The organism is Acinetobacter tianfuensis, from assembly GCF_003611465.1.
Lineage (GTDB): Bacteria > Pseudomonadota > Gammaproteobacteria > Pseudomonadales > Moraxellaceae > Acinetobacter > Acinetobacter tianfuensis.
Map to the genome: position 1 here is coordinate 28,470 of NZ_RAXV01000010.1, position 21,842 is coordinate 50,311.

General features: G+C 44.3%; 24 protein-coding genes. 7 read left to right on the top strand and 17 right to left on the bottom strand.

From position 1 onward, the window contains the following. Nucleotides 1-183: 183 nt before the first annotated feature. From rnr to D7V32_RS06185, 6 genes are all read left to right on the top strand, one after another. Nucleotides 184-2,628 (top strand): ribonuclease R, encoded by a 2,445-nt coding sequence (rnr, locus tag D7V32_RS06160; RefSeq protein WP_213072544.1) that lies wholly within the window; start codon nt 184-186, stop codon nt 2,626-2,628. 150 nt (nt 2,629-2,778) lie between these two features. Next, on the top strand, nt 2,779-3,120 hold the full coding sequence (locus D7V32_RS06165; RefSeq protein ID WP_120402080.1) for a hypothetical protein: 342 nt from the start codon (nt 2,779-2,781) through the stop codon (nt 3,118-3,120). Nucleotides 3,121-3,268: 148 nt separating this feature from the next. Beyond that, nucleotides 3,269-5,299 (top strand): M3 family metallopeptidase, encoded by a 2,031-nt coding sequence (locus D7V32_RS06170; RefSeq protein WP_120402023.1) that lies wholly within the window; start codon nt 3,269-3,271, stop codon nt 5,297-5,299. Between the two features lie 53 nt (nt 5,300-5,352). Continuing rightward, nucleotides 5,353-5,571: a YheV family putative zinc ribbon protein gene (locus D7V32_RS06175; protein WP_171407593.1), complete on the top strand. Its 219-nt coding sequence runs from the start codon at nt 5,353-5,355 to the stop codon at nt 5,569-5,571. 9 nt (nt 5,572-5,580) lie between these two features. Further along, on the top strand, nt 5,581-6,030 hold the full coding sequence (locus tag D7V32_RS06180; protein ID WP_120402025.1) for a hypothetical protein: 450 nt from the start codon (nt 5,581-5,583) through the stop codon (nt 6,028-6,030). Nucleotides 6,031-6,087: 57 nt separating this feature from the next. Continuing rightward, nucleotides 6,088-6,969 (top strand): DMT family transporter, encoded by an 882-nt coding sequence (locus tag D7V32_RS06185; protein ID WP_120402026.1) that lies wholly within the window; start codon nt 6,088-6,090, stop codon nt 6,967-6,969. Between the two features lie 60 nt (nt 6,970-7,029). On the opposite strand, the gene D7V32_RS06190 is transcribed toward D7V32_RS06185, so the two are convergent. The 5 genes from D7V32_RS06190 to D7V32_RS06210 form a co-directional block, all read right to left on the bottom strand. Further along, nucleotides 7,030-9,252 (bottom strand): TRAP transporter large permease subunit, encoded by a 2,223-nt coding sequence (locus D7V32_RS06190; RefSeq protein WP_120402027.1) that lies wholly within the window; start codon nt 9,250-9,252, stop codon nt 7,030-7,032. Nucleotides 9,253-9,426: 174 nt separating this feature from the next. Further along, entirely contained in the window at nt 9,427-10,002 is a 576-nt protein-coding gene (gene rrtA / locus D7V32_RS06195) for a rhombosortase (RefSeq protein ID WP_120402028.1), read from the bottom strand. A 62-nt stretch (nt 10,003-10,064) separates the two neighbouring features. Then, entirely contained in the window at nt 10,065-11,117 is a 1,053-nt protein-coding gene (locus D7V32_RS06200; RefSeq protein WP_120402029.1) for a hypothetical protein, read from the bottom strand. Between the two features lie 518 nt (nt 11,118-11,635). Further along, nucleotides 11,636-12,019: a hypothetical protein gene (locus D7V32_RS06205; protein WP_120402030.1), complete on the bottom strand. Its 384-nt coding sequence runs from the start codon at nt 12,017-12,019 to the stop codon at nt 11,636-11,638. Continuing rightward, the gene (locus tag D7V32_RS06210; RefSeq protein WP_120402031.1) at nt 12,012-12,269 is read right to left on the bottom strand and encodes an FAD assembly factor SdhE; all 258 of its coding nucleotides are present in this window, start codon (nt 12,267-12,269) and stop codon (nt 12,012-12,014) included. The genes D7V32_RS06205 and D7V32_RS06210 overlap by 8 nt, the downstream gene beginning before the upstream one ends. A 185-nt stretch (nt 12,270-12,454) precedes the next feature. Between D7V32_RS06210 and D7V32_RS06215 the strand changes: the two genes are divergently transcribed. Beyond that, nucleotides 12,455-13,627, top strand: coding sequence for an acyl-CoA dehydrogenase family protein (locus D7V32_RS06215; protein WP_120402032.1), 1,173 nt, complete (start codon nt 12,455-12,457; stop codon nt 13,625-13,627). Nucleotides 13,628-13,674: 47 nt separating this feature from the next. Here the strand turns inward: D7V32_RS06215 and D7V32_RS06220 are convergent, their stop codons facing one another. The 12 genes from D7V32_RS06220 to rpsE form a co-directional block, all read right to left on the bottom strand. Further along, nucleotides 13,675-14,469: an alpha/beta fold hydrolase gene (locus tag D7V32_RS06220; protein WP_120402033.1), complete on the bottom strand. Its 795-nt coding sequence runs from the start codon at nt 14,467-14,469 to the stop codon at nt 13,675-13,677. 130 nt (nt 14,470-14,599) lie between these two features. Further along, a complete protein-coding gene (locus D7V32_RS06225) occupies nt 14,600-16,090 on the bottom strand; it encodes a flavin-containing monooxygenase (RefSeq protein WP_120402034.1) in 1,491 nt (496 codons plus the stop codon). A gap of 205 nt (nt 16,091-16,295) precedes the next feature. Next, nucleotides 16,296-16,661, bottom strand: a complete 366-nt coding sequence (gene rplQ, locus D7V32_RS06230; RefSeq protein WP_004641032.1) for a 50S ribosomal protein L17 — start codon at nt 16,659-16,661, stop codon at nt 16,296-16,298. Nucleotides 16,662-16,679: 18 nt separating this feature from the next. Beyond that, nucleotides 16,680-17,687 (bottom strand): DNA-directed RNA polymerase subunit alpha, encoded by a 1,008-nt coding sequence (locus D7V32_RS06235; RefSeq protein ID WP_034587449.1) that lies wholly within the window; start codon nt 17,685-17,687, stop codon nt 16,680-16,682. A 17-nt stretch (nt 17,688-17,704) separates the two neighbouring features. Continuing rightward, nucleotides 17,705-18,331, bottom strand: coding sequence for a 30S ribosomal protein S4 (gene rpsD / locus D7V32_RS06240; protein ID WP_120402035.1), 627 nt, complete (start codon nt 18,329-18,331; stop codon nt 17,705-17,707). 12 nt (nt 18,332-18,343) lie between these two features. Then, a complete protein-coding gene (gene rpsK, locus D7V32_RS06245; protein WP_001040166.1) occupies nt 18,344-18,730 on the bottom strand; it encodes a 30S ribosomal protein S11 in 387 nt (128 codons plus the stop codon). A gap of 19 nt (nt 18,731-18,749) precedes the next feature. Beyond that, a complete protein-coding gene (gene rpsM / locus D7V32_RS06250) occupies nt 18,750-19,106 on the bottom strand; it encodes a 30S ribosomal protein S13 (RefSeq protein ID WP_086189595.1) in 357 nt (118 codons plus the stop codon). Nucleotides 19,107-19,213: 107 nt separating this feature from the next. Then, entirely contained in the window at nt 19,214-19,330 is a 117-nt protein-coding gene (gene rpmJ / locus D7V32_RS06255) for a 50S ribosomal protein L36 (RefSeq protein ID WP_000867907.1), read from the bottom strand. 20 nt (nt 19,331-19,350) lie between these two features. Beyond that, nucleotides 19,351-20,670, bottom strand: coding sequence for a preprotein translocase subunit SecY (gene secY / locus D7V32_RS06260; RefSeq protein ID WP_171407594.1), 1,320 nt, complete (start codon nt 20,668-20,670; stop codon nt 19,351-19,353). A 45-nt stretch (nt 20,671-20,715) separates the two neighbouring features. Next, nucleotides 20,716-21,156: a 50S ribosomal protein L15 gene (gene rplO, locus D7V32_RS06265; protein ID WP_120402037.1), complete on the bottom strand. Its 441-nt coding sequence runs from the start codon at nt 21,154-21,156 to the stop codon at nt 20,716-20,718. Nucleotides 21,157-21,159: 3 nt separating this feature from the next. Next, on the bottom strand, nt 21,160-21,336 hold the full coding sequence (gene rpmD, locus D7V32_RS06270; protein WP_120402038.1) for a 50S ribosomal protein L30: 177 nt from the start codon (nt 21,334-21,336) through the stop codon (nt 21,160-21,162). Between the two features lie 6 nt (nt 21,337-21,342). Next, nucleotides 21,343-21,840, bottom strand: a complete 498-nt coding sequence (gene rpsE / locus D7V32_RS06275) for a 30S ribosomal protein S5 (protein ID WP_004691304.1) — start codon at nt 21,838-21,840, stop codon at nt 21,343-21,345. Between the last annotated feature and the right edge of the window lie 2 nt (nt 21,841-21,842).

The following is a 21,842-nucleotide window of genomic DNA, read 5'->3' on the forward strand; positions in this document are numbered from 1 at the left end:
GATATTTTTTATACAATTTCCCAAATTTCCTGCATCAATCGCTGTAAAAATAAAAACTTTGCGCCCATTAAAACGGCAAACGCCATAAAATGAATGCCAAACACACAATATTGCAATCATTTACGTGCAGTCTTCTGCCGCATGACTTATGCTAAACCTATCTTCTGACATGAAGCCAAAGACATTATGAAAAATTGGGTCGACCCTGAAGCAAAAGCTGAAGCCGAACGTTACGAAAATCCGATTCCGAGCCGCACGCTCATTTTAGAAATTATTGAACAGCGCGGTTCACTGTCGCATGCTGACTTGGTCGAGCATTTTGAAATTGCCGATCAGAAAAGTATTGATGCGCTAAGCCACCGCCTGATTGCAATGGTGCGTGACGGCCAGCTCATGAAAGACGGATTTAAGTTCCAAATTGCAGCCGAACAGCCGACCCACGATGCTACGGTCTATATCAACGCTAAAGGCATGGGTACAGCGCATATCGACGGCGCAGATGATCTGATGCTGCCAGAGCGTGAGCTGCGCCAAGTATTTAATGGCGACCGCATTAAAGTCCGCCAAACCTCTGTAGACCGCAAAGGCAAAGCATGGGGCTTTATTACCGAAGTGGTTGAGCACCGTGTCAAACAAATTATTGGCAAAGTCTGTTCTTATGAAGGCGAATACTTTATTCAGCCATCCAATCCCAATGCGCATCAGCCGATTACCTTAGAAAAAGAGCTGATTGAACATGCCAAAGTAAAATTAGGCGACTTTGTCCGTGTTGCTATTGATGACTATCCAAATAAAGACGATCTTGCAACGGGCCACATTGTGCAGTCGATGGCTGACAAAGCCGATACTGAAATTATTATTCCGCAAACCATTTTAGAGTTTGGCCTGCCTTACGAGTTTCCTGAAGAAGTAATCAAGGAAGCCGAAAGCTTTAAAGAACCGACCGCTAAAGACTGTGAAGGCCGTGTCGATTTACGCGACTTGCCGCTGGTTACTATTGACGGTGAAGATGCCCGCGATTTTGACGATGCGGTCTATGCCGAAAAACGTCCTGGCGGCGGTTACCGTGTTGTCGTTGCTATTGCCGATGTCAGCCACTATGTACGTACTGGCAAGCCTTTGGATGATGAAGCGCAAGAGCGCGGCACATCCGTTTATTTCCCGCATTTTGTATTGCCAATGCTGCCTGAAGCGCTGTCAAACGGCCTGTGCTCTTTAAACCCGAATGTAGACCGCCTCTGCATGGTCTGTGACTTGAAACTGTCTCGTGCAGGCCGTGTAACAGGTTATGAATTCTACCCTTCCGTCATGCATTCTCAAGCGCGCTTGACCTATGACCAAGTGGCTCAGTATTTCGAAGGCGACAGTACTGCGGTTCCTGAAAACCGTGATGTGCGCAAATCGCTGAATACATTGTTCCAGCTGTACCATGTGCTGAAAGGCCTTCGTACAGAACGCCATGCAATGGAATTCGAAACTGTTGAAACGTATATGACCTTCGATGAGCTTGGCGGCATTAAAGAAATTCTGCCGCGCACACGTAACGATGCGCATAAGCTGATTGAAGAATGCATGCTGCTGGCTAACGTCGCTGCTGCAGAATATGCGCTGAAAAATGAAGTGCCGATGCTGTACCGTGTACATGAGCCGCCAGAATTTTCACGCATTCAAAAAGTACGTGATTTTGTAAAGCTTCTTGGTTTGAAATTCCCTGAACAGCCAACTCAGGCAGACTATCAAGCGGTGATTGAAGCAACCAAAGACCGTATTGATGCGCCAAGCATTCATGCTGTGCTGCTCCGCTCAATGATGCAGGCTTATTACGGCGCAAACAATGCAGGCCATTATGGTTTGGCCTATGAAGCATATACACACTTCACCTCTCCAATCCGCCGTTACCCTGACTTGCTGCTGCACCGCGCAATCAAAGCCAGCTTAACCCATAAAAAATATCCGCTGTCCGGCGCTTCTTTAGATGACGCAGGCCAGCATTATTCTGCAACTGAACGCCGTGCAGATGAAGCATCACGCTCTGTAACCACATGGCTGAAATGCCACTATATGCAGCAGCATTTAGGTGAAGAATTTGTCGGCAGCATTTCTGCAGTCGCTGAGTTTGGCTTATTCGTCACACTGAAAGACTTATACGTAGACGGGATGATTCATGTCAGCCAACTCGGCGATGACTTCTTTGTCTTTGATCAGGCAAGCCAAAGCCTTGTTGGTCAAAACCGCGGACAAACCTTCAGTCTAGGTGATGAAGTTAAAATCAAAGTCGCAGGCGTGAACCTAGAAGAACGTAAAATTGACTTTGAACTGCTGCAGCAGCTGAGCCATGGCGGCCGCCCAATCCGCAGCAAAGCGCCGCGCACTGCTAAACCAGCCCGTGAAACAACTGAAGAAGTCTTCACCGACCGAGCGAATGCAAAATCGAATACTGAGCGCACCTCTAATACTGATGGAGAACGTCCCATTCGAAAGAAAAAGTCAAAAAACCAGCCCAGCTCTTACGGCAAAAAGCCTGTTAAAAAATCTGCAGCAAAATCTGAAGCAAAGGCTAAAGATAAAGTGAAGAAAAAGACCAAGCTGAAAAAGAAAAAGTCGAATGCGAAAGCCAAGACTGAATAATTTTTCAGATTAAAAAAGAGCGCTCCGGCGCTCTTTTTTATTGACTCATACGTACAGAACACTTGACTAATTATCTGAAATCGTTATCTTTTGCACCTTTACTAGGGGTAATATATGAAAAAAATGTCTATTTCACTGCTTGTTGCATCTATGCTTTTCAGTACTGGCTGTGCAACGATGTTCAATGGTTCAAGCCAAACCATAAACATCCGCAGTAATGACAATGACGCCAAACTGTATGTCAATGACGAATATATGGGCAAAAATAACGCTGTTTACACATTTAAAAAGAAGGAAAATTATGTTCTAAAAGCTGAAAAAGCTGGCTGTAAAACCACAACCGTTATTCCTAAAAAATCCTTTGACCCGACAACATTGTTAGGCGTTCTCTTAGATTGGGGCATCATTTCCGTATTAGTCATTGATGGCGCAGCAACTGGCGCATGGCAAAAATTCCCGCAAACCAGTTATGTGATTGATCCTGACTGTTAAGCAAAACAGCCTGCAGTTCAAAATTGCAGGCTTTTAATCTCTATGCGCTAAAGCCCTCAATCAATAATAAATAGCGCCAAGTCTTGATTTATTCTGCTCAAACCCCTAAATCTACAGATAACATAGGAAATTTATACGGCATTCAATAATGACATTAAACAAGGCAACTTTACCCGTTCCGCAATTTGATCAAATCACTTTAGATCAGCTAAAAACACAAATTCAGCAAGCGATTCAGCAAGGCCAAAATTTTTTAAATACATTAAGCGCAGTACCTGACAGCATTCAAGCACAGCTGCAGACGCTCGAACAAATCGACATACTTGAAAACAATATGAGTGAAGCATGGGGTGTGCTGTCACACCTGAATGCCGTTATGAACAATACTGAAACCCGTGAGGTTTATCAGGCATTGCTGCCGTCTTTAAGCGAATACTACACAGCGCTGGGCCAGCACACTGCTCTCTATCAAACCTATCAGCATGTACACGACAGCTCATTATTTGAAACTTTGCCAGCAGCGCAGCAAAGCGCAATTAAACTTTCACTGCGTGACTTCAAACTGTCAGGCGTTGCTTTAGAAGGTGAAGCAAAAAAACGCTATGCAGAAATTTCAGCGCGCCTGTCGCAGCTTTCCTCTGATTTTTCCAACCATGTGCTGGATGCGACACAAGCTTTTGTCTTACCTTTAAATGACGATCAACTCAAAGGCCTGCCAGAAAGCAGTATAGAATTACTCAAACAATACGGTCAGCAGCGTGAATTGCAGCAGCCGGCAGCGACTCTCGATATTCCGTCTTATTTAGCGATTATGACCTATGCTGCAGACCGTGAACTGCGTGAGCAAATTTACAAGGCTTATACCACCCGCGCCTCAGAGCAAAGCAATACACCTGAGTTTGACAATACTCCAGTAATGGAAGAAATTCTCAGCTTGCGTCAAGAAATGGCACAGCTGCTGGGTTTTGGCAATTATGCAGAATTGTCTCTAGCCAGCAAAATGGCGCCTGATGTAGATACCGTACGTCAATTTCTGGCAGACTTAGCAGAACATGCCCGCACGCCTGCAGAAAAAGAAATTGCAGAACTAAAAGACATTGCTGCTCAAGACGGTATCAAGGAATTACAGCCTTGGGATACTGCCTACTATTCTGAAAAGCAAAAAATGCAGCAGTTCAACCTGTCACAAGAAGCATTAAAGCCTTATTTCCCTGCACCTAAAATTCTGCAAGGCCTCTTCAGCATTGTAAACCGCCTGTATGGCATTCAAGTTGTAGAACGTGAAGCGCCAGTCTGGCACACCGATGCGCGTTATTTTGAACTGGAAGATCAAGGCACTGTGGTTGGCGGCTTCTATTTTGATTTATATGCTCGTTCAGGCAAACGCGGCGGCGCATGGATGAGCGGTTTCCGTTCACGCATGCAAACCGTGGATGGCCTGCAAAAACCGATCTGTTATATGGTTTGCAACTTTACTCCGCCTGTAGGTGATCAGCCTGCATTGCTCACACATGATGAAGTGACCACACTGTTCCATGAGTTTGGCCATGGCCTGCACCACATGCTGACAGAGGTCGATAATATCTCTGTGGCAGGCACACATGGTGTTGCATGGGATGCCGTTGAACTGCCTAGCCAGTTTATGGAGTTCTGGACTTGGGATACAGACAGCTTAGATCTATTGAGTGCGCATATTGAAACACAGCGGCCCTTGCCTGCCGACTTGCTTCAGGCCTTGCTGAATGCGCGTTTTTTCCAATCCGGCATGCAGACTCTGCGCCAAATTGAATTTGCTTTATTTGACTTAAATATTCACAGCCAAAATCCAGCATTGAATGCAGCTCAAATTCAGGCTGAACTGGATCAAATCCGAAAGCAATATTCGGTTGCGCCAACAGCTGCCTATAACCGCTTCCAGCATGGTTTTAGCCATATTTTCGCAGGCGGCTACGCAGCTGGCTATTATTCATACAAATGGGCTGAGGTTTTAGCCAGTGATGCCTTTGACCGTTTCGAGCAAGAAGGCATTTTTAACACTCAAACTGGCAAAGATTTCCGACAAGCGATTTTAGCCGTCGGCGGAAAAGATGCTGCACTCGACGCTTTTGTAAAATTCCGTGGACGCGAACCGAAAATTGATGCACTGCTGCGTCATCAAGGTTGGACGAAAGCGTCATAAAACGCTTACACTATGGGCCTTTCAATCATTTAAAAAAGGTAAGTGTGATGACCATTAAACGCCGATTCATTGCTGGCGCAAAATGTCCAAAATGTCAGGCTTTAGATCGTGTTGTCATGCTGACCTCTGGTGAAGATGATTGGATTGAATGTATCGACTGCGGTTATAGTGAAAACCGCCCAACACATATTGAAGAGCCGGAAACTCCGGCTGTTCCAGATGAAATTGGTGTGATTCAGTTCAAGCCTCGCCAGCCAAAATCACAAGATTAGGTCCTAGGTATGTCAGAAGATCAAAGAAATAGCCCAAAGCTTTTAATTGGGATTATTGGCGGATTATGTGCAGCAGCAGCGGTGCTGTTTTTTGCTTTTCAATGGCTGACCGCACCCGCCAATGAAGATCTTCCTGCATATGAAGAAATCAGCACAAATCAAACAGCTGCCAGCTCAGCAGCTGTACCTGCGCAGGCCTCTTCAGCACAAGCTGAAGCAGATGAGGTTTCTGCTGCCTCAGCCGCGGCGCCCTTGATCACTGAAGACATATTAAACACGCCTATTCCGCAAAATGCCTCATTAGCGAAAGAAGAAGAAGCCCGTTTGGCGGACCTGCAGCTGCAGCTGGCTGAACAGGAAAAAATCTTACAAGCTCAGCATGCCGATGCCGATCAGCTGATTAAATTGAAAGAACAGCAGCTGAAACTGCTTGAACAGCAGCTGGCTGAAGCACCCTAAATCTTCTTAAGACAAATTTAGGCTAGAATATCTACAGATTTTCTAGCCTTTTTGATTATGCAAACCACTGCCGCCAGCCCCAATATTCTCAAAGCAATTGGCCTGCTGACTATTTCTGCTCTGCTGTTTTCACTCATGGGAGTTTGCATTCGCTACGCTTCTCAAAGCGTTGATAATGCAACAATCGTCTTCTTCCGTAATTTTGTCGGCCTATTTATCTTTCTGCCGCTGATATTTCAAAAAGGCATTGCTTTTTTTAAAACTGAAAAAATTTGGATGCATACTTGGCGCTCTATTGCCGGGCTGATTGCAATGTATGGCTTCTTCTATGCCATAGCAAACCTCAAGCTTTCCAATGCCATGGTATTTACTTATTCTTCGCCTATTTTTATTCCGCTTATTGCATGGCTGTTTTTAAAAGAGCAAATCACTCAATCTATGCTGCTGGCCGCTTTTGTTGGCTTAATGGGTGTGCTTTGCGTGGCAAAACCCGATTCAGGCATGTTCAACCAGCTGTCTTTAATTGGATTGACCGCCAGTTTTCTCGCGGCCATGGCATTTGTCACTGTCCGAGCTCTGACAGCGACCGAACCGCCTGAGCGTATCGTCTTTTATTTCTGCTTCTTCGGCACGCTGATTTCTTTGATCCCCATGCTGTGGCTATGGCGGCCTTATAGCTGGACAGAGCTGGCCTATCTCATCAGCGCAGGGCTGTTAGCCACTATCAGCCAGCTGTTTATGTCCAATGCTTACCGTATTGCGCCAGCAGGTCAAATTGGCCCTGTAAATTATATTGCAATTATTTTTGCTGGGGTTTGGGGCTTTTTCATTTGGCAAGAAATACCTGACTTTTACAGCTTAATCGGTTTTACTTTCATTTTAATTGCCATTCTGATTTGCAGCCCGCTGTTTCAAAACAAACTCAAACGTCATTCATAATCCTTCAGGTGATAAAAAAAGCACCCGAAGGTGCTTTTTTTATTTCCGCATCAATTTTAATTAATGATACCAACCGAACAGCTTAAAGAAATACGGCAGATACGCAATGATCAGCATGGCCGGGAACAGCACAATCAGCGGCAGAATCCAGCGCTCATAGCGGTAATAGAACGACAAGTGACGAACTTCTGCATCCGCTTCATTGACTTCTGCATCCCCTATCGACTGTCTGGCCAAGAGATGATTCAAAGCTACTGGAGGCGTAACATAGCCCAGCTCAAAACCAATGAGTGTAATCATCCAGAAATGTACAGGATGAATGCCGTATTGGTACGCCACAGGAGCAACCGTTGCAGAAATTAAAATGACTGCGCCAAACGGGTCCATAATCATGCCCACAAAGACCATCAGCCCGACAATCAGAGTAATCACCAAGAAAGTACTGCTGATATCTGTCGGGAAGAAACTCATGACTTCAGTACGTTCCAGCAATCCGCCAACGCTTACCGAAAGCGCCATCAGAATAACCAAAGCGCCAATATGCCCAACCGTTTCACTGGTCGAAATATGCATCGACTTCCAGAAACCAACCTGGCGCAATACGTCTGTTGAACGGGATGGACTCGCTGCAGTATGTGCCGCTGCGCCTTCAGAAGCAGGCTCAGCATTCGCATGATAATTTGCTGAAAGTGTTTCATCCCAATGCCCTACTGCTGGCAAAGGTGCTGGCTGATGACGCAATTTATCGACTAAAACAATCATCAGTAAAATAACAGGCATCATGACTGGTGCAGTAAATTCATTTAAATCTGTGTTCAATAAATATTTATAGAACATCCAGATCAGCACGAAAATTACAATATAAGGAATCACGGCTAAAAAAGCGCGGCCTGACTGCGGCGCTGCCACATTAGCAGGAGCAATACGGAACTTATGTTCTGCAAAAAATAACGACACAATTAAAAACATCGTAGATGTCAGCAAGAACGTATAAATACCATATTGATAAAGCAGATCTGTGGTCACTTCTTTATTAAGAGATGCGACAACTACAATCAATAAACATGGACGTAAAACCACCCCGAGCGAACCGGACATTGCCGTTGCAGCCAAGGCAAATTGGCGGCGTCCGCCTGCATTCCATACTTCTTTATAAATAATCGCGCCTGCTGCAATTACAAAAATACCCGATGCGCCAGTATAAGCCGTAGGCAAGGCAGCTGCGATTAAGATCAGCCATGTCAAAGTCTCAGGAGCCAAGTTCCATGGGCGTAAAATATTCAAAAATAAATCTACGACACGCGTTTGCTTCAACAGCATACCAGCCCAAATGAATAGCGCCAGATTTAGAAAAATACTTGAAAATTCAACCAGCTGCCCTAAATAAATGCCTTGCCCCATCGGGTAGTCCATGAAGAAGATAAAGGCAATGCCCGTAATCAACGCCATATACGCATATAAAGGCACACTTAAGAATGCAAAACCAAGACTGCCGCCTTCTTTAGCATTTTTCGGCGGACTAAACAGCTGCCAAACACTGATCAGTGTCAGGATTGAAAATAGAATCATCCACATCCAATAAATCAGTTCCGTTTCGGCGGTCATTGGAACACCGGAATTTCTCACTGAATTGAATTGGCTGATACTTGAGTAAGTTAACAGTCCATTCGCAAAGCTCATCATGAGGCTATAAATACGATAATCCATTTTGGTTGCAGGACCGCGCAGACCAATATGATGAATTTTCAGTGTCGCACTAATTGCCGCTAGAACCACCATGAAAATCAATAAAATGGCGCGGTTTTCAGTACCAAATTTAAAGATCCCGAAGAAGCTGGTTTCAAAATTACGATAGGCGCGAATACTTGGATGCTTCTCCATATGCTGCATGGCTTTATCATAAAACTGATACTTTTCTTCACACTGCTGCACACCCGCTAAAATAGATGAACGAACGTCACTTTCAGATGCCGTGCCAAAAAAATCAGCAAATTCATCGGCTGCATTGGCTTGCATTTGGGTTTTCACCAGCGCATCGACATTCGGGCTGCGGTCACATTCAGGCTTGGCAGGTTCAGCTCTTAAAAAAGAGTACTGCATACCTGCGGCTGGGTCACCGTACAAACGCTCCCCCATACGGAGCAGCTGCCCATGGATCATTTCACCAGTACCGATTAACAGCGTCAGTAACAGTAAAATCAGAATGACAAAAGTCGAAATCCATTCTGTCCAGATATAACTTAACAGACCCAGTCCAGATCTGTTCTTTTGATCATTTTGCATGAATCATCCTATTTTTATACTGGGCTGTTCAGCAGTCAGCTTTAGCCTTGTCCTTATTTCCGGAAAAAATCCTTTTCCGGTATAACTATTTTTATTAAGTTCCAATTTGCATGATTATGGATCGCATTAATATGACAATATATATTTTCTTTTTGGAAATAAATGTCAACACAGTCACTCATTTTGAATAAAATAGCTTCCAGCTAAATACACGCCTGCCAATACAATCCCCCAAATCACTCCCAGCAAATGCGCTTCCACCAAGACGGGACTGCCTATGAGCTGTGCAGTATCCATACTGCCTGCCGTGTTTTCCCATACCAGCTTAGCCAAAATCAGCAGCAGTACAAATGCCGCAAAATTACGCTCGCGCTTATACATTAAATGCACACAGGCAACGGCCGCATAAGTCCCGTGCAATACACCTGACAGCCCTGCATATGCCTCTATATCCGGTAAAAACCAATAAAAACTTAGACTGATTAATGGCGGGAGCAGCAAGAGCAAGGCGGTGAAATGCCAAATTGATACCCTCGGAAAAATAAACGGCAAGCAGATAAACGCAGCAATGTTTAAAAAATAATGCATCCATCCCACATGAACCCAATGTGCTGTCCAAAGCCTCCAAAACTCTGCCAACAGCCCATCTTGCCAGTAGATGAATGCATCTTTAAAAACCTGCATACATGCAGAGATAGATGCGATTACCGCCAAAAAAACAATTTTTCGAATTAAAAATTGATCTTTCATGCATCCGCCCTTGCTGTATTTAACTTGATGACTGAATACCAAACTGCATAAATAGCATTTATTTATTCAGCTTTTGCATCACCCTCATCAAATAACTCGTCTAAATCTGAAGCATTGCTGCTTTCATCCCAGAACTGTGTCATGCCGTCATCTGCAGTACGCACCCCAGTATGCTCAGTCCAATAACGGTCTGAAATACCTTTGACCATCACCTCAGCTATATTATCAATCAGCTTAAATTGAGGATTCACCGGTTTTTCATCACTGCGCGCTTGAGCAAAGCTTCTCAGCGCATCACGCATTTTGGCATCATCGCCGCTGGCTTGCGCAGCGACTGCATACATGGCATGTGACAGCCGCACACCTTTTTGCTCGCCAATTTTCATCGATTGTTTCAATGTTTGATACGGATCAGGCTTGCCATCCCCTGCACCCGGCAGCAAAGTCCAAATCACTGCACGTGTTGCATTTGGAGCGCCCCAGAATTTTTCATCGTTTAAGCACACCATGCCGCGTTCAACCACTGCAGCAATATCTTTAGGCACATTTACAGCGCCGCCAGAATTAATATCATTGGTCATTGCCTGCAAACCGCTGAGCATTCCTAACAGATAAACGGTCTGCTCAAGATCGCTGTTCATTTTTGGACAGCTGTCGCCTAGCGGTTTTTTGTATTTCTTTTCATAACGGTTTTTGAATAACTGATAACCTGTATATTGACGCTGTGAGGCCAAAGCTGCCCAGCGTTTTTGTTCAATGCGGGCATCTTGCGCTTCAGTCACTTGATTGGCTTTTGAAGCGCGTAAATAACGAAGTTCGGCTTCTAGCGCCTTTTGTTCAGCGCAAATGCCTGCACTTGAATACATCAGTACAGCCACACGCGTCGGGTCGGCACCCATATCTTTGGTCGCCATAATGGCAGGGGTCAGCGCATTGCCTGTATTACAGACCATTTCAGCATCATCCATCGCCAAAATTGGCGGCACAATGTGCTTTTCTGTAAAACCAAGCGCAACATTCGCACCCGTTTTAATCACCTGCGAACAGCCTGATAAGAGTAATGTTGTTGTTATTGCTGCAGCCGCACCTTGGCAAATTTTTTGGACCTTCGACATTTTCCTGTCCTCTTTAATTGTGATTATGTCCATCTCGACAAACATATCAGAAGCAAATTGTGATTTAAAGAGTATTTACTCTAAAACAATTGTTCACTTTGCCATTATTTTGAAGCTATGCAATTGACTGAAAAATGAGGATTGCCAAATTTTAGGCAAAAAAAAGCAGCATTGCGACGGTTCAGCACATGCTGCTTATTAAACGGTAAAGCGTTTTCACGCTTAATTTTGTGCAAATCGATCCTTCAGCACAGTTCCCAGTCGTCCTACTACAATTGCCATAACAATCGCAGCTACCAGAAACATCCAAGTTGGAAAGTCCATAACGGTCTCCTCATTTCGCTGTTGGTAGGGCTAATGTACATTGACTAAAAAATAACTGGGCAGAAAATTGTCAGACAATGCATACTTTTTGCCAATTATTCAGCAAATTGTCTGACAACAAACTTGCTCAATGCAATCAACTCATTATTTTTATTGTAATTATTTTGTTATGGGTTTAAATAAATGTCTAACAATTAGATCATTTTAGCCAATACTTTCAGTGCTTTCCATTGTTTTAAAGGCAGCTGATCGCACCAAATAATAATTGGCTTGGCCCGTGCATGCTGAAAATACACCACAATATAAACTTGATGATCGATGATATGGCTGATTTGGACCCGGCGCGTCTGATGCATTGAAGTCAATGTCCAATCGCGCCCATCCAAATACTCCAGCCCTTTTACACGCGGTTTTTTTCTAAAATACAGCGCATAAATCATCAGGCCAGCAGCTAGAAATACACACCACAGCCCGACTGGCAGCAGCTGATATAAAATGGTCATAAAGATTGCAAATATGCCAAATTGAAACAGCAGCGCCATCAAACTGCGCTTTAAATGAAACTCACGCTTATCCATGAACGTAGTGTTTCAGCTTCTGAATAAATGTTTTTAATTCTGGACGCGGCGGCTCACTCACTTCCATAAACCAGTCAAGCAAATCTGGATCTTCTTGTGCAACCAGTTCTGCAAACATTTCTTTTTCAAATGCGTCAGCCTGCAAATAATAATTTTTTACATAGGGATCAAAATAAACATCAATTTCTTTTAAACCGCGGCGCGCACGGTAAATAACTTTGCGTTCTTCCAAGCTGATTTCTTCGCTCATAGCGTTCCCCAAGGGTAAATTGAACTGCGCTATTTTACCCGATCCACCTGCGTTGTTCGAGCCATTTACATGGATTGACCAAATCCATCAGCAAAATTTAAGGAATTGATCGTTCCGCACATTGTCCCCTTTTCTGCATTCGATTAATTTCAAAGTGTAAAAATAACAAGATCAGGAGGATTTCAATGCAATCTGGAGCAATACGCCCAATTCCCAATATGCTGCCGCGCACTTTATTTAATGCTGACCATGATGCTTTTCGCGACAGCGTGCGTAAATTTTATGAAAAAGAAGTTGTCCCGAATATTGCCCGCTATGAGGAACAGCAGCATGTGGACCGTGATCTTTGGAATAAAGCAGGTGAAATGGGACTGCTGTGCAGCACGATGCCTGAGGCTTATGGCGGCTCTGGCGTGGACCGCCTTTACAGCATGATTCTGATTGAAGAACAAGCCTATGCTATGGATTCTGCAACAGGTTTCTCCCTGCACTCCGATATTGTAGCCAATTACATTAATAACTTCGGCAATGAACAGCAAAAACTGTTCTGGCTGCCCAAAATGGCCAGCGGTGAAACAGTGACTGCCATTGCGATGACTGAACCTGGTACTGGATCAGACTTACAGGCAGTCCGAACTTCAGCCGTTTTAGATGGCGATGAATACATTATCAATGGCTCTAAAATTTTTATTACCAACGGCTACTTATGCGATATGGCCATCGTCGTCTGCAAAACAGGAAACAGTGAAAAAGGCTCTGCCAATCTGTCACTGATTATGGTAGAAGCTGACCGTGCAGGTTTCAGCAAAGGCAAACCCTTAAATAAAATCGGCATGAAGGGCCAAGACACCTGCGAATTGTTTTTTGACAATGTTCGTGTGCCTAAAGAAAACCTGCTGGGCATGGAAGGCATGGGCTTTATGATGCTGATGAAAGAACTGGCTTGGGAGCGCATGCTGGTCGCAATCATTTGCCAAGCTGGGGCAGAAACAGCATTTGCGCATACAGTGCAATATACCAAAGACCGTAAAGCATTTGGCAAACCTATCGGCACTTTTCAAAATAGCCGCTTTAAATTGGCTGAACTGCGTACCGAAATTGATTTTTGCCGCGCCTATTTAGACCGCTGCATGGAGCTGCAGCTTGAAGAACAACTGGGAATCGACGCAGCAGCGGCCGCCAAATATAAAATTTCGGAGATGTTCTCAAAAGTTGTTGATGAATGTCTGCAATTGCATGGCGGTTATGGCTATATGCTGGAATATCCAATTGCACGCGCTTATTTAGACAACCGCGCCAACCGCATTTATGCAGGCACCAATGAAATTATGAAAGAACTAATTTCACGTTCACTCTAAATACACAGTTTTAAAAATAAAACGCCAAGATATTGGCGTTTTTTAATTCAGCATTCTAATTCTTCTAAGAACTCGCAGATTATTGCTTGAACCAGCTCTGGCTGCTCCTTGTGCGGCATATGATGGAGACCTTCTAAGATATGCATTTCCGCCTGTCCAGCCACACCATTAAAAAGCTGCTGCGGCTGCGCTGTACTGCCATATTCATCCAGCTCGCCATGAATGATTAAAGATGGGCAAATTACCTTATGCAGCACTGATGCCAAAGTCCATTGTCTAAATTCAGGCGAAAGCCATGTTTCAGTCCATGCATCCAGCACCCACTGCGCTTTATCTGGATGATATTTCTCCAGACGCTCCAGCTGTTCAGCTTGCTGAAAACCGACCTTTGCTTCTCGAATACCGTTTAACGTCAGTTCTTCTACTTCATACTGGGCCGCAATCGTTATTAGCCCTTGGCATTGCTGCGGATATTCAGCCGCAATTACAGCAGACATTCCGCCGCCCACACTATGTCCTAAAACAATAAACTGACTGAACTGAAAATACTCCAGCAACGCTTTAAAAGCATCGGTTGCCTCAGTCAGCACAAAATCCAGCGTTAAAGGTGCCCGCGCTTGGGCAGATAAACCAAAACCATAGCGGTCATAGGCATAAACTTGACGTCCGCTCTGTATCGCCAGCTGCGCGGGGAAATCGCGCCACAGTGCGGTACTGCCCAAAGAGTCGTGCATCAAAATAATCGGAGCAAGCGTTAAATCTGTTTTGGCATGCTGCCAAGAGACCGCATGCAAATGTCCCTGCTGATATGGCAGCTTGAATTGCTGTACGTGAATATTCATATTTTATCTTCCTTAATTGCCACCCCATAGTCTATGAAATGAACTGTTTTGCAAAGCAAAAAAACTGAATTTAAATTCACGCGTAAAAAAAGAGCCCGAAGGCCCTTTTTTATAAAATATTCAATATTATCTAAGAGACTAAACGCGGTTTCGGCGCCGATGCAGATACACCTTTGCCAAACTTCAGGACACCATCTTCAAAACTGGCATTTTTCAGCGACTTACGGTCTGCCAAGTAATTATTGGTTACACGCCAAGGACCGCTTTTACCTTGCTTAGGCATGACATCAGCAGCGCGGGCAATATAGCCAGAAGACAGGCTGCCCATCACGGTATCTTGCTCAAGCTGCGAAGCATCGCCCTTCGGAATAACTTCTGTAAAGCCTTTTGAGTCCATAAAATTCAGCAGACGGCAAATATATTCAGATGCAATATCCACTTTCAATGTCCAAGACGCATTGATATAGCCAATAATCATGGCCATATTTGGCACATCGCTGACCATAATACCTTGATACAGCATATGCTCTGAAGTATTCAGCGCCTTACCGTCAATCGTTGCTTTAATGCCGCCGAGAATCTGAATATTTAAACCAGTCGCTGAAACCACAATATCGGCATCTAAATGTTTACCAGATTTTAACTGAACACCAGCCGCAGTGAATTTTTCAATCTGATCTGTTTCAACACTGGCACGGCCTTCACGTAAAATCTTAAATAGGTCACCATCAGGCACAACACATAAACGCTGATCCCAAGGATTATATTTAGGCGTAAAGTGTTTCATGTCTACTTTGCCTTTCAGCTGCATTTTTATCGAAGTCAAAAGAAACTTACGCAGCAGCTCAGGCTGCTTCTGCGCAACAGCATAGACCGCACGCTGAACGCCAATATTACGCGCACGTGTCAGCTTATACGCTACATCTTCAGGCAGCACTTTACGCATCTTGTCATAAATCATATCCACTGACGGGATCGAAGCAATATATGTCGGTGAACGCTGCAGCATAGTCACATGCCCTGCACCGCCTTTAGCCAGCGCAGGCACTAAGGTAATTGCTGTCGCGCCGCTGCCAATAATAACGACTTTCTTGCCTTGATAATCTAAGTTTTCCGGCCAGTGCTGCGGATGAATAAATTGGCCTTTAAACTCGCTTTGATTTGGAAAATCTGGCTGGAAGCCTTGATCGTAGTTGTAATAGCCTGTACAGCCTAATACAAAATTTGCGACCCAAGCTTCTTTTTTCTTTGCTGCATTTTCAACCACAACAGTCCACTTCTGAGATGCAGAATCATAATTCGCACTCAGAACACGGTGCTGAAAATGAATTTTTGATTTCAAATTATATTCTTCAACCACCTCACCCAAATAACCTTTAATGGATGCGCCATCAGCAAGCACACTTGCCTTCCGCCAGGGTTTAAAATTGAAACCGAATGTAGACATATCTGAATCTGAACGAATACCTGGGTATTTAAAAAAATCCCACGTACCGCCAAAGCTCTCACGGCGTTCAATAATTTCAAATGAACGGTGCGGACATGATTTCGATAAATGCGCAGCAATGCCTAGTCCAGAAATGCCTGCACCGACAATAAGAATATCAACTTGTTTTTCCATGTTCTTCTTTTAACCTATCTCAGCTTTATATTTTTATTAAAACACAAATTTGACAATACACAATGTCAAGTTGAATAATTTCAGACAAATTACGTATCATTTAAGGACAAACGATTAAATTGTCAGACAATTTTTTTATACAGGCATAAAAAAACCGGCTGAGTCAGCCGGCTTTTTGAACAACAATTGTCGTTCTCGTTCGAAATTATTTAACTTCGCGATCTACTAGCTCAACGTAAGCCATCGGCGCAGCATCACCTGCACGGAAGCCCGCTTTAAGAACACGTAGATAACCGCCGTTACGTTCTTTGTAACGAGGGCCAAGAACGGTAAATAATTTACCAACAGTTGCTGCTGAACGAGTACGAGCAAACGCTAAACGGCGGTTTGCAACAGTATCGTTTTTAGCTAAAGTGATTAAAGGCTCAGCAACGCGGCGAAGTTCTTTCGCTTTAGGCAAAGTTGTTTTAATTAACTCATGCTCTACTAAAGCATTTGTTAAGTTTTGAAACAACGCCTTACGGTGGCTGCTTGTACGGCCTAATTTCACACCACTATTACGATGACGCATGGTGATAGTCCTACTTAATTAACGGCTGCGATAGGCAAAGCGGTCGTCCATGCGTAAACTAGCTGGTGGCCAGTTTTCTAAACGCATGCCAAGCTGCAAGCCTTTCGAAGCTAGAACATCTTTAATCTCAGTCAACGATTTTTTACCTAAGTTAGGAGTTTTTAACAACTCAACTTCAGTACGCTGAACAAGATCGCCAATGTAGTAAATATTTTCTGCTTTCAAACAGTTAGCAGAACGAACAGTAAGCTCTAGATCATCTACTGGACGAAGCAAGATTGGATCAACTTCTTCACGAGGCTCTTGAGCAACTGGCGCTTGATCTTTCTGAAGATCAACAAAGATCGCAATTTGCTGCTGCAAAATTGTCGCTGCTTTGCGGATTGCTTCTTCTGGATCAACCGTACCATTTGTTTCAAGATCAATGATCAGTTTATCAAGGTCAGTACGCTGTTCTACACGAGCATTTTCAACTGTGTAAGATACGCGTTTGATCGGGCTGTAAGAAGCATCTAACTGTAAACGACCCACTGGGCGAGTTTCGCCTTCTGGGAAGCGTGAGTCAGAAGTCTCGTAGCCGCGGCCTTGAGCAACTTTCAGGCGCATCTTAAGATTGCCTGTAGCACTTAGGGTGCCGATCAAGTGTTCAGGGTTAACCACTTCAACATTGTGAGGTAAACGAAGGTCAGCCGCAGTTACGTCGCCTGGACCTTGTTTCTCTAATGTCAAATAAGCTTCATTTTGATCGAACAGCTTAATAGACAATCCTTTTAGGTTCAGCAAGAGCTCGACGATGTCCTGCTGCAAGCCTTCCAAAGTACTGTACTCGTGTTCGACACCTTCAATTTCAACTTCAACCACAGCAGCGCCAGGCAAAGAAGAAAGAAGGATGCGACGTAAAGCATTACCAAGAGTGTGGCCAAAACCACGCTCTAAAGGTTCTAGAATAACTTTTGCCGAGGTCCCGCTTGCCGCTTCGACCTTAATCGCTTGCGGAGTTAGAAACTCATTTGCAGTACGCGTCATTATTGCCACCTCAAGGATTATTTAGAATACAATTCTACAATCAAGCTTTCGTTGATTTCAGCAGGTAAATCAGAACGATCTGGTGCAGCTTTAAATGTACCTTCCAATTTAGAATGGTCAATTTCCATCCAAGAAGGAAGACCACGTTGAGCAGCTAATTCAATTGCATTTTTGATACGCAATTGCTGTTTAGCGCCTTCGTGAACTGCAATCACGTCACCAGCTTTAACTTGGATAGACGCGATGTTCACGCGGCGGCCATTTAAAGTGATAGAACGGTGAGATACAAGCTGACGAGCTTCTGCACGTGTAGAACCAAAACCCATGCGATAAACAACGTTATCTAGACGGCTTTCAAGCAATTTCAACAAGTTTTCACCTGTTGCGCCTTTAACACGAGCAGCTTCTTTGTAGTAGTTACTAAATTGACGCTCTAAAACACCGTACATACGACGTACTTTTTGTTTTTCACGTAATTGTAGTGAGTACTCAGATTGTTTGCCGCCACGAGCGCCGCCATGTTGGCCAGGAGCTTTAGCAGCTTTTTTTGTTTTGACGTCAAATGGTTTAACGCCAGATTTTAATTGCAGGTCTGTCCCTTCGCGGCGAGAGAGTTTGCATTTTGGACCAATATAACGAGCCATGAATGTTTCTCCTTACACGCGACGTTTTTTAGGTGGACGGCAACCGTTGTGCGGGATTGGCGTCACATCGGTAATGCTGTTAATTTTATAACCCACTGCACCTAAAGCACGAACCGCAGATTCACGACCTGGACCAGGACCTTTTACAAGGACGTCCAAGTTTTTCAAACCGTAATCTAAAGCAGCTTTACCAGCAACTTCAGCAGCTACCTGAGCAGCAAACGGTGTTGATTTACGTGATCCACGGAAGCCTTGTCCACCAGAGGTAGCCCAAGCCAGTGCATTACCTTGACGATCGGTAATAGTCACAATGGTGTTATTAAAAGAAGCGTGAATGTGTGCAACACCTTCAGAGACGGTACGAGTGACCTTCTTGCGTGTGCGAGTATCTTTAGCCATCTTTTAGCTTCCAGAAATCTTATTTCTTAATAGGTTTGCGCGGACCTTTACGGGTACGTGCGTTAGTTTTGGTGCGTTGACCGCGGACAGGCAAGCTGCGACGATGACGAAGACCGCGGTAGCAGCCTAAATCCATTAAACGTTTAATGTTCATGGAAATTTCGCGACGTAAGTCACCTTCGGTCGGAACCTTAGCAACTTCTGCACGAATCGCATCAAGCTGAGCGTCATCTAATTCACGGATCTTAGTTGTAGTAGCGATACCTACAGCAGCTAAGATATTCTTAGCAGTGTGGCGGCCTACACCGAAGATGTACGTTAGAGAGATAACAGCATGCTTGTTATCCGGAATGTTTACACCGGCAATACGAGCCATTCAATTTTCTCCAAAAAGGCAGTTAAGACAATCAACCGCCCCACAAAAATCTTGAGGGGCGGATAATAACCTAATTAGCCTACTGAAATCAACAGGTCTTGATCAGATTAACCTTGACGCTGCTTATGACGAGGTTCTGCGCTGCAAATTACGCGAATAACCCCATTACGACGGATAACTTTACAGCTACCACAAATTTTCTTTACAGAAGCTTGTACTTTCATGATGAAACCTCTAAGTGCGCTTATCCCTTAGGATGAGCGGTCGTTTTTCTCATTAACGATTGATCGTCATATTGATGCGAAGTCAGATGAGCTTGAAGCTGAGCCATAAAGTCCATCACAACAACCACTACAATCAGTAAAGATGTACCGCCCAAGCTGAATGGAATGCCAAACGAGCTTTGCAGAATCATCGGCATTAAACAGATGACTGTGATATAAATCGCGCCGATAAACGTCAAACGATTGAGAATATGATCTAAGTAACGAGCAGTTTGCTCACCTGGTCGAATACCCGGTACATATGCTCCGCTGCGCTTAAGATTCTCTGAAACTTCTTTCGGGCTAAATACTAGCGCAGTATAGAAATAACAGAAGAAGATAATTAACGCGCCGAAGAGTACCAAATACATTGGCTGTCCAGGCGACAACACGAGTGCCAAGTCTTGCAGACCGCGCTTAATAAAACCTGCTTCAGGATCTGCACTGCCAACCCACTGACCTAAGCTCGCTGGGAACAAAAGCAATGAACTTGCAAAAATTGCAGGGATGACACCCGCCATATTAATTTTCAATGGCAAATGTGTTTGCTGAGCAGTAAATACACGACGACCTTGCTGCTTTTGGGCATAGTTTACTGGAATGCGACGCTGCGCTTTCTCAATAAAAACAATTGCTGCAAGTACTGCAATAGACAGAACAGCCAAAACTGCCAGACCAATCAAGCTTGATTGACCATTGTCAATTGAAGTAAATGATTGCAGAACTAAGTTCGGCAAACCTGCAACAATACCGGCGAAGATGATCATGGATATACCATTTCCTACTCCGCGCTCGGTAATTTGCTCACCCAGCCACATTAAGAACATTGTGCCGGCAACCAAAGAAGTTACGGCCGGTACATAAAATGCCATACCTGTAGACAAAGTAATATTTTGACTAATCAGGCCTGCACACATACCGATTGCTTGCACAAGTGCAAGAAACAATGTGCCTTGACGCGTGTACTGATTTATTTTCCGCTTGCCTTGCTCGCCTTCTTTTTTCAAAGCTTCGAGCGAAGGCACCACTGTTGACATCAGCTGCACGATAATGGATGCAGAGATATACGGCATGATGCCTAAAGCAAGAATGGACATACGCTCTAATGCGCCGCCCGAAAACATATTAAACAAACCAAGGATCGTGCCTTGGTTTGCATTAAAGAGATTTTCAAGCGCAGCATTATTAATGCCCGGTACCGGAATATGCGCCCCTAGCCGAAAAACCAGCAACGCCCCGATGAGGAACATCATTCGGCGGATAATTTCACGGTATTTCACGTGAAAAGGCTGACCTTTCATCATGTTGACATGACCTGACGAGCTAGGAGACATAGACACTGGGGATTACTCCTCGACTTTGCCGCCAGCAGCTTCAACAGCAGCTTTAGCGCCTTTAGTCAATGCAACACCTTGAACAGTGAAAGCACGAGTAATTTCACCAGAAAGTACGATACGTGCACGAATCATATCTTTACGTACAACGTTAGCAGCTTTTAAAGTTTCTAGAGACACGATGTCGCCTTCAACTTTAGAAAGTTCTGATAAACGTACTTCAGCAGTTTTTAAAGCCAATTGGCTAGTGAAACCGAATTTAGGCAAACGACGGTATAACGCTGTTTGACCGCCTTCGAAGCCTGGACGTGTACCACCGCTCTTACGTGAGTTTTGACCTTTGACACCGCGGCCGCCAGTCTTACCAACGCCAGAACCGATACCACGGCCTAGACGAAGGTTGTCACGTTTAGCACCTTCTGCAGGTGCAATAGTATTTAAACGCAGAGTCATGGCTTATTCCTCTACACTAACCATATAGTAAACTTGGTTGATCATACCGCGGTTAGAAGGCGTATCTTGCACTTCTACAGTATGACCAATACGACGCAGACGTAAACCTTTAAGGCTAAGCTTGTGATTTTTCAAGCGGTGCGATGCAGATTTAGTCTGGGTAACTTTAATCGTTTTCATGATTGATTACCCTTGAATTTGTTCTACAGTCAAACCACGTTTCGCAGCGACTTTCTCAGGAGAAGTCATATCACGCAAACCGTTGAAAGTTGCGTTTACTACGTTAGCAGCATTTGTAGAGCCATAACACTTAGTTAATACGTTACGTACGCCAACAGCTTCTAGAACTGCACGCATAGCGCCGCCAGCAATTACACCAGTACCTTCAGAAGCAGGCTGCATGTAAACGCGGCTTGCACCGTGACGAGCGTTAATAGGGTGCTGAACAGTACCGTTAACAAGGTCAACAGTAATCATGTTGCGGCGTGCAGCTTCAAGCGCTTTAGAAATAGCAGCTGGAACTTCACGAGCTTTACCGCGACCAAAACCTACGCGACCATTACCGTCACCCACAACAGTTAATGCTGTGAAAGAGAAGATACGACCACCTTTAACAACTTTGGCAACACGGTCAACGGCTACCAACTTCTCTACAAGACCTTCGTTTTGTTCAACTTTAGCCATGA

Bases quoted from the DNA above. Each gene is read 5' to 3' on its own strand.
- D7V32_RS06165 (WP_120402080.1), top strand. From the start codon at position 2,779: ATGCTTTTCAGTACTGGCTGTGCAACGATGTTCAATGGTTCAAGCCAA.
- D7V32_RS06170 (WP_120402023.1), top strand. From the start codon at position 3,269: ATGACATTAAACAAGGCAACTTTACCCGTTCCGCAATTTGATCAAATC.
- D7V32_RS06180 (WP_120402025.1), top strand. From the start codon at position 5,581: ATGTCAGAAGATCAAAGAAATAGCCCAAAGCTTTTAATTGGGATTATT.
- D7V32_RS06185 (WP_120402026.1), top strand. From the start codon at position 6,088: ATGCAAACCACTGCCGCCAGCCCCAATATTCTCAAAGCAATTGGCCTG.
- D7V32_RS06190 (WP_120402027.1), bottom strand. From the start codon at position 9,252: ATGCAAAATGATCAAAAGAACAGATCTGGACTGGGTCTGTTAAGTTAT.
- rrtA (WP_120402028.1), bottom strand. From the start codon at position 10,002: ATGAAAGATCAATTTTTAATTCGAAAAATTGTTTTTTTGGCGGTAATC.
- D7V32_RS06200 (WP_120402029.1), bottom strand. From the start codon at position 11,117: ATGTCGAAGGTCCAAAAAATTTGCCAAGGTGCGGCTGCAGCAATAACA.
- D7V32_RS06205 (WP_120402030.1), bottom strand. From the start codon at position 12,019: ATGGATAAGCGTGAGTTTCATTTAAAGCGCAGTTTGATGGCGCTGCTG.
- D7V32_RS06210 (WP_120402031.1), bottom strand. From the start codon at position 12,269: ATGAGCGAAGAAATCAGCTTGGAAGAACGCAAAGTTATTTACCGTGCG.
- D7V32_RS06215 (WP_120402032.1), top strand. From the start codon at position 12,455: ATGCAATCTGGAGCAATACGCCCAATTCCCAATATGCTGCCGCGCACT.
- D7V32_RS06220 (WP_120402033.1), bottom strand. From the start codon at position 14,469: ATGAATATTCACGTACAGCAATTCAAGCTGCCATATCAGCAGGGACAT.
- D7V32_RS06225 (WP_120402034.1), bottom strand. From the start codon at position 16,090: ATGGAAAAACAAGTTGATATTCTTATTGTCGGTGCAGGCATTTCTGGA.
- rplQ (WP_004641032.1), bottom strand. From the start codon at position 16,661: ATGCGTCATCGTAATAGTGGTGTGAAATTAGGCCGTACAAGCAGCCAC.
- D7V32_RS06235 (WP_034587449.1), bottom strand. From the start codon at position 17,687: ATGACGCGTACTGCAAATGAGTTTCTAACTCCGCAAGCGATTAAGGTC.
- rpsD (WP_120402035.1), bottom strand. From the start codon at position 18,331: ATGGCTCGTTATATTGGTCCAAAATGCAAACTCTCTCGCCGCGAAGGG.
- rpsK (WP_001040166.1), bottom strand. From the start codon at position 18,730: ATGGCTAAAGATACTCGCACACGCAAGAAGGTCACTCGTACCGTCTCT.
- rpsM (WP_086189595.1), bottom strand. From the start codon at position 19,106: ATGGCTCGTATTGCCGGTGTAAACATTCCGGATAACAAGCATGCTGTT.
- rpmJ (WP_000867907.1), bottom strand. From the start codon at position 19,330: ATGAAAGTACAAGCTTCTGTAAAGAAAATTTGTGGTAGCTGTAAAGTT.
- secY (WP_171407594.1), bottom strand. From the start codon at position 20,670: ATGAAAGGTCAGCCTTTTCACGTGAAATACCGTGAAATTATCCGCCGA.
- rplO (WP_120402037.1), bottom strand. From the start codon at position 21,156: ATGACTCTGCGTTTAAATACTATTGCACCTGCAGAAGGTGCTAAACGT.
- rpmD (WP_120402038.1), bottom strand. From the start codon at position 21,336: ATGAAAACGATTAAAGTTACCCAGACTAAATCTGCATCGCACCGCTTG.
- rpsE (WP_004691304.1), bottom strand. From the start codon at position 21,840: ATGGCTAAAGTTGAACAAAACGAAGGTCTTGTAGAGAAGTTGGTAGCC.